The sequence below is a fragment of the Anaplasma marginale str. Florida genome, assembly GCF_000215485.1.
GTDB lineage: Bacteria > Pseudomonadota > Alphaproteobacteria > Rickettsiales > Anaplasmataceae > Anaplasma > Anaplasma marginale.
The window spans coordinates 1-10572 of record NZ_AFMS01000189.1 but is presented as its reverse complement, the minus strand read 5'-3'; the positions used below and the strand labels follow the sequence as shown (position 1 = coordinate 10572).

The following is a 10572-nucleotide window of genomic DNA, read 5'->3' as shown; positions in this document are numbered from 1 at the left end:
AAATTAGACGATGCACACACCACCCCTGAAGCCAAGGGCGTGGAAGGCATTAATCAAGAGGAACTCGAGCAGGCAGCTGAAGGTCTTGCTGCTGCTGTAAATGAGGCTTCTGCAGATGGGAAGATGCAATTCCTCAAACGGGAGGCCGATCTTCGCAGGGAAAGCCACCAAGGCAAAGTGCCACGGCTTGTTATCCAGAAACTACGGTACAAACGCCCATAAACGGCAAGGCGCCACAGGTGTATTGCGCGCCAAGTGGCACTCAGGAACGCGTTACGGGCAACCATTGGCCAGAGGCCTCCGGTCTACTATACGCCCCACTACTAAACATCAGCAAAAAATTTTGATAAACGCTGTATGTAGAAGGCAACCATTGGAGCCGTGAACATGAACCCGTCAACACGGTCTAATATGCCACCATGCCCGGGCACGATAAACCCGCTATCTTTAACCTTGCAAAGACGCTTAATGCCAGATTCGACAAAGTCCCCACATTGCGCAACTGCCGCAACTGCCGCTCCGATAAATAGCGCATGTGGCACAAAAAATATACCGAACATGACCGACATTAGAAGCGTCACCACTGCACTGAACGCAATACCCCCGAGGAGGCCCATCCACGTTTTGTTTGGGCTGATAGCGGGCAGTATTTTGCGTTTTCCTAAGCTTTTACCCACAAAATACGCGCCTGTATCGGTGCTCCACACACTGAGTATCATCCACAACAGTATAATGGTCCCATGGGGCAACGTGTATAGGTATACAGCAGAGGCGTAGGGCAACGCGACCACAAAAATGGCGGGAATGTAAAGATATCTGTGGCCACCTGTCATTTGGTGCCACTCAAACGCGGATACCATGGCAAGGGAGAAACACACCAGGTAAAACAAACACCCGCCAAAGTACATGCTGCCCAAAAACACACTCGCTCCCAAAACCGACGTCAGTATGCGCAGCAGCAGGCTATCATCGACGACCGGCAACTTGCAGCGCGTAATTTTTTCCCGTAGTTGCAACGCATAGTTACCGGCTTTCTTGCAAAACTCCATAATACTCATGCATCCCCCAAAACACAGCTGCATAACATCACGCACGACGCGGATACCGCAGCTCAAGCTGACAATAGCCCATTGGCCCAGTTGATTATACACACATAGCAGCCTACCTGCCATATTTCCTGTTTCTAGCCAGATAACTATCCAGCGCATCAGAAAAATGTGCAGCGGTAAAATCTGGCCACATAATATCACAGAAGTAGAGCTCGGCATATGCAAGCTGCCAAAGCAAAAAGTTGCTAATGCGTTTTTCGCCCCCAGCTCTTATCAGTAAATCGACGTCTGGAAGGTCCTTGGTCCACATAAAACTGCGAAGCGTCTCCCCATCAACAGACTCAACTCCAGAATCTAACGCCGCGTTCACGGCCTGTATTATGTCCTGTTTCGCGCCGTAGCTTACCGCGACATTCAAGTATAAGGCATCGTTGTTGCGCGTTACAGATTGAATGTCAGACATGCGCTCCACCAGATCCGCGCGCAGGAGTTTTAAATCGCCCACAAACCTGATGCTCACCCCATGGTCATCAGAAAGTTTGCGGAGCTCCGGAGAGGACAGATAGTTGGTGAACAGGCTCATAATGTCGCTAACTTCCTCAGTGCTTCTGAGCCAATTTTCCAGGGAGAATGCGTACAAAGTGAGATGTCTAATGGCATGGTGAACACAAGCCTCTACAACCTTTTTAGCGGCCAGCATACCTTGAGTGTACGCCTCTATCTTCGGTAGGCCCCGACTTTTCGCCCATCTACCGTTTCCATCCATTATTACGGCAACGTGTTTAGGCAACTTATGCGCCATAGCAGACATCCAAATGTGCATTTAGCCCAAAATTTCGCTTTCCTTCACGGAAAAGGCATCACCTATCTTTTTGATGAACGTATCTGTGACTTTCTGTATCTCCGCGCTTATGGAGTGGAAGTCATCCTCTGAAATCTCTTTGTTGTCCTGCATAGACTTTAACTTGTCTATTGTATCCCTCCTGATATTACGCACAGAGACTTTCCCCTCTTCGGTAAGCTTGCTGAGCATTTTCACCAAATTTTTTCTCACATCACTAGTAAGCTCAGGCACAACAAGCCTTATGGTGGTTGCCTCACACGTCATACCAAAACCGAGATTAGACGCATCAATGGCCGCTTTCACATCACCAATGACACTGGCATCCCACAATGAAATCAGCAGAGTCCTACCAGAGACAGATATACTCGCCACTGTGTTCAGCCGCACCTTGTTACCGTAATAAGTGAGGAACACCCCATCCAACAATGAAGCGCTCACTCGCCCCGTCCTGATGCCTGATATATCACTCAGAAACATAGAAAAGGTTTTTTCCATCCTTTCCCTGGCGCACTCTTTGATAGCGTCAGTCATATCCCCTCCTAGTCAGATATAGTTGTGAACAGTCCTCTGCCATGCACAGCTTCAAAGAATGCCCCATCCCTACCTAGATCAAACACTATTATCGGTACGGAATTCTCCCTTGCCAACGATATTGCTGCTGCATCCATAATCTTCAAATTGGACGATAAAAGGTCATGATACGATATTCTGTCGTACCGAACCGCGGAACCGTCTTTCTTAGGATCGGAGGAGTACACACCATCAACCTGAGTACCCTTGAATATTGCGTCGCAGCGCATTTCTATGCCACGAAGCGCAGCCGCAGTGTCTGTGGTGAAAAACGGGCTGCCTATGCCTGCAGCACATATAACCACCCTACCCTTCTCAAGGTGCCTAACAGCACGCCTCCTTACGTATGTTTCACACACAGCGGTCATCGGCATGGCCGATAATACCCTACATTCCACGCCCATTTCCTCAAGAGCATTCTGCAGAGCCAACGCGTTAATCACGGTTGCCAGCATGCCTACATAGTCATTACTAGTTCTCTCAAACCCGTCTGAGGTGGACGCACCGCGAAATATATTCCCCCCACCCACAACGATACAAAGCTCTACTCCGGACTCTTTCACATTTTTTAGGTCACGAGACAACCTGAGCACAACAGCAGGATCGAAGCCAAACCTTTTTTTCTCCAACGAATGCCTCACCCGATACTTTAAGCAAAACTCTAGAGTACCGCACACTCCCCGTGGCGGCACCATCACTTACCGACATATTCAAACGAAACCCGTCCCACAAGCCTGGCAAGATTATACAGCAACCGAACAAAGACGCAATCTTCCATGCGCAACTTCGCTGTGGTACGGCATACAGAAAACGTGAAGTACAACCCACAGTTACAGCATGTCGTATCGCCAACCAATAAATTGCTACAATACCGAACAGGTACTGTATTGCCGGTCACTCAGCAGCGCGTTGCTGCTTCACGTTACCGGCCCCACCCTTTGATTTATCATCTATAGCTTTGAGTACCCTTTTGAGCAGGTTTGGTGCGAGAATTGACAGGAAATTCACTGATATATCATGAGCTTTGTCAGTGCCCTTAACTTTATAGTCGATCGCAACCACGCCTCTGCTGTATCCACCTGTTAGCAACTTGCCAATCAAAGGCGTATTCCACACCAACTTACTGACTGCGTAAGCCGGCACTATTTGGCCACGCACATCGAAACTTTTCGTACTCAGATTTATCTCTCCCCCCACACTGATGCCAAGTTCCACCCCTTCAATCCACGATTCATCAAAGCTTACGCGGTTTTCGCTGTAATTGAACGGGACATTAAGCTTGCCAAAGTGTATTCCGCTACCATTGAGCGTATTACTAATTCCCTGCAGAGACGAGAGAGTTAATATCTGCGCAAGTATGGGCGCGTTCACAATATTAAAATTCGTGAGCGAGAACACGCCTTGTGTCCTACCAAGGTGACTGTCCGGGTACATATATATAGATAGATGCCCACCATCTACAGTGCTCAAAACGTCGATGGATCGCAGGAAGTTTCCTGCGTTTTCTGTGCTCACCTCCAAACCTCTGGGCCCGTATTCTATTCTCACTGGCGCATTATCATTGGCAAAATTTGCGCTCATCTTCGCGTGCAATTTATCATCCCCATCGTACCCCATACTGAAGAAAACCCGCTTTATGGGCACGTTGTTCTTCATGAGTGCATTGTGCACACGCAATTTTACCTCAAGCCCCCCCTGCTGCCGCGATTCGCCGCTCAAAAAAGCCCACAGGTTAGTCTTGCTGAGATCCAAAAACTTCCCGCTCAATTGAAGTACCAGGTTGCCATCTTTCGAAGACTTAACATGGGCCTGCGCATCAGTTTTTAGGAAGCGTACACGGTTAGCCACCAAGTTCACGTCTTGGCCAATATGCCCGCTCAATCGGATGTCTATGCCCTGCCCCGCCAAAGTTGCATTATGAACCTGTATGTTCCCATCCTGCTCCACCGACGCCGCAAACTTCAGTATTCTTGCCTGAGCACCTACTGGAAAGTACCCCAGTTCCGAGTACAAATCTATGACATCCAACACACCATTAACCTTGGTGTCGCCGGCACCGGAATGATTGCTGACCCAGTCTATAGTAGCCTTAGCATAACCACTGAGGCCAACATGTCGGGCCGCCGCGCTGAACTGCCTTATGTTATTTCCGGAAATATATCCTTCAAATTTACACATCATGCTACCGCCACCAGGATCTCCGCTCGCAACAAGAGTCATATCGCGCTCATTCATCTTGCCTTTAATAGTTGCTTCCACGCTTCCATTGTGCACAACGAGATCTAAACCCGCGCTGTGTACGTCAAAGCTATTCAAAACCCCGCGTACTGAAAGATCCCCGACCTCAGAGGTGATATAAACATCGCTGTGTATGTCAGACGTCCCAGACAGATTAGACACCTCAATTATGAACTTCGTGTTGGCAACACCCGATATATTTTCTGCTACAACCCCAAAGCGCTCTTGCCCATCCGCCGCAGTATATATCTCGCTGACATCACCAAAAGCTCTGCCGCGTATCTCAAGCTTTGCATCTTTATCGCTAACGTCCTTGATAATAGCAACGCCTTCAACGGCATTTACGCCTCTGAAGTTATAATTGCCAGACCGAATTACTAGCTCCCCCCTATCCAGCAGCAGGCCACCATCTACTATATTCACCGCACCCCATTTGTTGCTAACCGTAATGGTCGCATCTCGTACATGCGCACTGAACCGGTAATTGGCCACATTTTTTATGTCATTGACGTGGCCGTGAAAGGTCACCTGAGGTTCCCTAAAGGTGCCTTCTATCACGTTATCGCAGTACCAATGTTTCAAGTCCGGGTATAGCTGCTCGGGCCAGTATCTACACACCTGCTGTGTTTTAAGTTCATAACTGCTCACACTGGCATTAAGGCGGCTGTTTATAGCGTTGAAGTAGGCTCGCATCTTGAGAGCCACATCATCCATGAGGAGGTTAAAATCAGACAACAAGAGCTCATGGTCGCTGTATTTGGCCCTAACCCGAAAACCGTGCACAGCGACGCTATCATGCTCCCCATATGGAACGGTGCCCTTCAGGCTTTGCAAGTCAATGTCACAGTACTCTATCCTGTCATGGGCATCCAACACTACATCTGCGGCCCCGGAAATCAGCACCTTATTGTACAAGGGCAGTACACCGTCCAGGAACCTGATATATTCAAATAGCGCTGTGTTGAAGTTGTCGCACCTAATGTTCAGAGAAATCACCCCCTTATAGTGCTCAGACACCTTAACCTTAACCGATGATGCGCCGCTGGTTAACTCCAGTGAGAAGATTCTGCCATCGTATTTCGCTTCGGTCCCAAACGACAGTGAATCTACCTTCAGGCTTTCACCGCTCTGGTTACTAAGCAGCATACTCCCAATTCTAACAGGCACACTGGATCTGATCAGCATAAATAGCTTCTCCCGAAGCGCTGAGACCGAAAACGGCGGCTTGGCACCACTGACTTCCCCATCGGGGCTAAATGCACTCAGGTACACGGTGGGAATCTCAACCCGGCTGGCACCCCAGTCTCCCCATAAAAACAGGATGCCAACCTTGGAGTAAATGGCAACCTCGGGAATCTCCGTCTTCAGGCCTGATTTTTGTCTATAATTACAAGCCCCTTTGCTGATAGAAAGAAGTTCTCATCAGCTCTGCGCCAAGAGAGTTGTACATCTTGTATGTTAACGTCAGCGACCGGCAAAAAATTTGGAGAGCTTGAACTTCAAATACAGGTTTATAGCGCCAGTGCGGAACTCTATGGTATCCTTAGTACTGACGTGATAGTACAGCACCCCCCCAAACGTGAGCACCGCACCCACGAGCAGTAATTTTACACAAGTCCACACCATAGAGTTCATAGAATCTGGCAAAAGCCTCACAGCGCAAAATCATTTTGGAATAACCATGCGGCGCTCTACCTCGCCTCTAGCGAGCATATCAGCCTCTTCGTTATATTCGTTCCCAGCGTGAGCCTTCACCCACCTCCACTCAATACTATGCAGCAAAGTCAGTCTTTCAAGCTCTACCCACAAGTCAACATTCTTCACGGCGGACTTGTTAGACGTCCTCCATCCGTTCAGCTTCCATTTGCGAATCCACTCCGTGATCCCATTCTTCACATAGGTGCTGTCAGTATTAACGCACACGCTGCACGGCCCCGATAAAGCCGCCAAAGCCATAATCACCGCGGTAAGTTCCATTCTGTTATTTGTGGTATCGTCACTGCCACCCGATATTCTGCGCTCCCCTCCGTCACCAAAGCGCAGCACAGCACCCCAACCTCCAGGTCCAGGATTGCCAGAACAGGCACCATCGGTGTATATGGCAACCCTACTTTTCCCCATAAGCACCATACGTCCGTCATTTTTGATTGTATTCCAATACCTCACATAATACAATGACATTCATCGTTAGCCCTAAGGTCTTGCAGCTAGGAGGATGTTTGAGCGGCGCAAGTAGTTGTTTTCTGTGCTCGTGGAGCGTCACCGTAGTGCGCGTGGCCCACTGTTGGGGTTGGTTCGTCATCAGCGCGCGTTCGTAGGCGTACACGTGGGCTCTCTTGAAGTAATCACCGGCGTTGCTCCAGAATTTGGAGACATGCTCATGGCCCAGATGTGCATGGAAGATCGGCACACACCGTTCGTGTTCGTCGTACAGGAAGGCACATCCCTGGCGCATTTGGCAAAAACCCTGAAGTTTTTCGACCGGGAGCGCGATGTGTTTATCCTGCCCAAGTGGGATTCCATTCCACACAAGGGGGTCTCACCCAGTAGCCTGGTCATGGCAACCAGGATGAAGTGTTTGCTTGACATTTCTAATGCCAAGGCCCCGTACGTAATGTTAACAACCTCCGGCGCAGTTGCGCAGAAAGTGCTGCCGGCACACTCTGTGGCCAGTGCCACCATAACAGTTGCACCTGGCGATGGTTTGTCTATGGATGCGCTGGTACAACATCTGGTGGCATGCGGATATACGCAATCTTCCGCGGTGCGCGAAGTGGGGAGCTTTGCAGTACGGGGGGAAATCGTCGATATTTTCCAACCAATAGATAACAAGCCCACCAGGATAGACTTCTGCTACGATGCTGTTGAGTCTATCAGATGTTTCGACCTTGATACGCAAATTACGGATGGAGGCGCGTTACCAAGTTTGGTTATCTATCCAGCATCTGAAGTAATAAAAACCGAAGAAAACTTAAATCGGTTCTACACAAGGTACATGCAGCAGTATCCAAATCCCGATCCGGCATTTGCTGAAGCCATGCTTTCCAGGCAAAAATGCATGGGAGAGGAGCAGTGGCTGCCGCTGCTGCAGGCAGATGAGCTGTCAACCATTTTCGATTATGTCCCAAACGCAAAACTAGTGCTTGCTGAGCAGGCTTCGGAAGAAGTATTGCGGCGCTTGGAAGGGGCGCAGGAGGAGGATTATACGGCACAATCTGCCACAGGAAAAAGCGCTTTGTTCTTGGATTTACAAGGCTACATACAAATTACACGGAGCTTTCACAAGGCCATCTTCTGCCGCTTTGATGCAACATCAGAAAACAATCTCTGGGAGCATCAACAAGTCATATGCTCTTCCAGCAATATTGGCGCTGTGCCGAATTTCAGGTTGCTAGCACAGGAACAAAAGGCTGACGTATTCGCGGTGGCCGCGGATTATATTAACTCCGCCCATAAAACTCTAATCCTCGCCTGCTACTCTGAAGGATCACTGCTATATTTCATCGACAAGTTTAAAGCACATGGCATACACATATCCAGAGTGCATGAGTATGCAGGCCCTATAGGCGCGTTCAACGCGGCTGTGCTACCAACAAGTTGTGACGTTGTAACACACGACTTTATTGTGATAACAGAATACAGCCTGTTGAAACGTCAATGCGCGGCCGGTCGCTCCTCTGGCACGGTAGTCAGTGAAGACACCTGCCTTGCAGTAGGAGACGTAGTAGTACACAAGGACTACGGCGTTGGCATATTTAATGCGCTACGCACGCTCAGTGTGTGCGGACATTTACACGACTTTGTCGAAATCCTCTACCGCAATAACGACAAATTCTTCGTCCCGGTGGAAGATATAGACTTGATCACAAAATACGGCACCAATACCGACGTCGTCCTGGATAAACTCGGCAGCACCTCATGGCAGGAGCGCAGCGCCAAACTCAAGAAACGCATCAAAGATATCGCTCAAACGTTGTTACACTCAGAAGCAATGCGCGTACTTGCGGAAGGCAATAAGTTTCTTGCAAATCAGAGGTACTTGGACTTTTGCAAAGAGTTTCCATACGTAGAAACCGAAGACCAGCTCAAAGCAATATCAGAAGTTGAGGAGGATCTCGCCAGCGGCAAGGTGATGGACAGGCTCATATGTGGAGACGTTGGGTTTGGCAAGACGGAAGTCGCACTGCGCGCGGCATTTCTAGTCATCAACGAAGATCCGGCCAAGCAGGTTGCCGTAATCGTTCCCACAACCCTACTATGCAGGCAGCATCTTGCGGCATTCAGAGAGAGATTTCAAAACTACGATATCAACGTTCAGCAGCTTGCACGATCATCCGCCACGCAAAAGTCTAAGGTAAAAAAGGCGCTCGAAAACGGGGATATCAACATAATCATAGGTACGAGTGCGCTTCTCGCAGAAGATATAAGATTCCTAGACTTGAGCTTGCTCATTATTGATGAAGAACAACACTTCGGCGTACAACAGAAAGAACAGCTCAAAAAGCTCAGGAATGACGTGCACGTTCTATCCTTATCCGCAACACCAATTCCCCGAACTCTGCACATGTCGCTTTCCGGGATAAAAAACTTGAGCGTTCTCAGGACCCCACCCATGGGGAGGATGGCCGTAGATATTGCTATCATACAGTACGATGGCAACATCATAAAAACCGCAATTCTAGATGAAGTCAGCCGCGGTGGCAGAGTGTTCTTTACCTGCCCGTTTATTTCTGACATTGACGGCGTGTTGGCGGACCTACAAAAACTGGTCCCAAATGTGAAGGTCGAAGTGGCGCATGGCAGAACATCTACCAGGGCGTTGGATAAGATTATGAATGACTTTTTCGATGGGAAGTTCTCCGTCCTTCTGACAACATCCATCATCGAAAGTGGAATAGATATACCTTTCGCCAACACCATAATAGTGCACAATGCTGACATGTTCGGCTTGGCACAGCTGTACCAGCTCAAGGGAAGGGTGGGCCGGAGCACGCTGAAGGGTTATGCCTACTTCATAGTGTCAAAAAAGGCGCTGCCCGATTCACCTGGCATGAAGAGGCTAGAAGCGGTCAGGTCTCTAAATAGCGTTGGGTCGGGCTTTGCCCTCGCCCTACAGGATATGGACATGCGCGGCTTTGGAAATCTGGTGGGGGAAGAGCAGTCTGGCAACATAAAGGAAGTGGGAATTGAGCTGTATCATAAAATGCTGGAAGAAGCCATAGCAGCGTGCCAGGAGCAACCCCACATACAAGCGGGCTGCCACAGCGTAAAAGTGGGCGTAGACGCGAATGTTAGGATTCCTGAATCTTACATCAGGGAGCTAGATCTGCGTATAAGAGTGTACAAAAAAATCAGTAGCTTGAAAACCGCGGAGGAAGCGGATACCTGCTTTGTCGAGCTAGTAAACAGATTTGGCGCGCCACCACCGGAGGTCATGAATTTGCTGAATGTAATGCGCATCAAACAGCTTTGCTCCGCACTCGGCATACAAGAGGTCACGCAAGCGAAGCGGCACGTCACGTTTTCACTGTCGCAGGGCACAGCAGCGCATTCAGGAATGTTGAAGCACATAATAGACAACCACGATCTCTTTACCATATGTGACCACAGCATCAGGATGTCAGTACCCAAGGCATCACAGAATCAAATACTAGAGTATATATTGTCCCACCTTGTATGCATGGCCGCTGCTTAACCGCAGCCTCAGCGACATTACCCATGAATCAGCAGAAACCCAAATTGTCGAAACTGCCTTACTTGAAGCAGTAAATGACAGTAGTAAGGACGACCAAGCAATTGTTACTGACCTTATAAACGCTACAATAGAGGTGTGCACAGAGCAGACTAATACACTTGCGGGGCATACCGCCG

The 10572-nt window shown here is 49.0% G+C and carries 7 protein-coding genes and 3 pseudogenes; 3 read left to right on the top strand and 7 right to left on the bottom strand.

Annotation, left to right across the window (positions count from 1 at the left end; all coding sequences use genetic code 11):
* Window positions 1-222: pseudogene (locus tag GAC_RS05085) on the top strand (hypothetical protein); the annotation flags it as partial.
* 101 nt (window positions 223-323) lie between these two features.
* Here GAC_RS05085 and GAC_RS05080 read toward each other — a convergent pair.
* The 7 genes and pseudogenes from GAC_RS05080 to rnhA form a co-directional block, all read right to left on the bottom strand.
* Window positions 324-1082, bottom strand: a complete 759-nt coding sequence (locus GAC_RS05080) for a phosphatidate cytidylyltransferase (RefSeq protein ID WP_225307992.1) — start codon at window positions 1080-1082, stop codon at window positions 324-326.
* Between the two features lie 79 nt (window positions 1083-1161).
* On the bottom strand, window positions 1162-1851 hold the full coding sequence (gene uppS / locus GAC_RS05075; protein WP_035017772.1) for a polyprenyl diphosphate synthase: 690 nt from the start codon (window positions 1849-1851) through the stop codon (window positions 1162-1164).
* Between the two features lie 21 nt (window positions 1852-1872).
* On the bottom strand, window positions 1873-2424 hold the full coding sequence (frr, locus tag GAC_RS05070) for a ribosome recycling factor (protein ID WP_010262753.1): 552 nt from the start codon (window positions 2422-2424) through the stop codon (window positions 1873-1875).
* An 8-nt stretch (window positions 2425-2432) separates the two neighbouring features.
* Window positions 2433-3171 (bottom strand): annotated as a pseudogene (gene pyrH / locus GAC_RS05065) (UMP kinase).
* Between the two features lie 186 nt (window positions 3172-3357).
* Window positions 3358-5973: a YhdP family protein gene (locus GAC_RS05060; RefSeq protein ID WP_241760178.1), complete on the bottom strand. Its 2616-nt coding sequence runs from the start codon at window positions 5971-5973 to the stop codon at window positions 3358-3360.
* 192 nt (window positions 5974-6165) lie between these two features.
* Window positions 6166-6348 carry a hypothetical protein gene (locus GAC_RS06100; protein WP_241760177.1) on the bottom strand — a complete coding sequence of 61 codons (183 nt, stop codon included), beginning with the start codon at window positions 6346-6348 and terminating at the stop codon, window positions 6166-6168.
* Window positions 6349-6366: 18 nt separating this feature from the next.
* A complete protein-coding gene (rnhA, locus tag GAC_RS05055; protein WP_029209769.1) occupies window positions 6367-6822 on the bottom strand; it encodes a ribonuclease HI in 456 nt (151 codons plus the stop codon).
* Window positions 6823-6937: 115 nt separating this feature from the next.
* Here rnhA and mfd point away from each other — a divergent pair, with 115 nt between their 5' ends.
* Window positions 6938-10396, top strand: coding sequence for a transcription-repair coupling factor (mfd, locus tag GAC_RS05050; protein WP_012658821.1), 3459 nt, complete (start codon window positions 6938-6940; stop codon window positions 10394-10396).
* Window positions 10374-10572, top strand: a pseudogene (locus tag GAC_RS05045) (hypothetical protein); the annotation flags it as partial. The gene mfd and the pseudogene GAC_RS05045, both read left to right, overlap by 23 nt.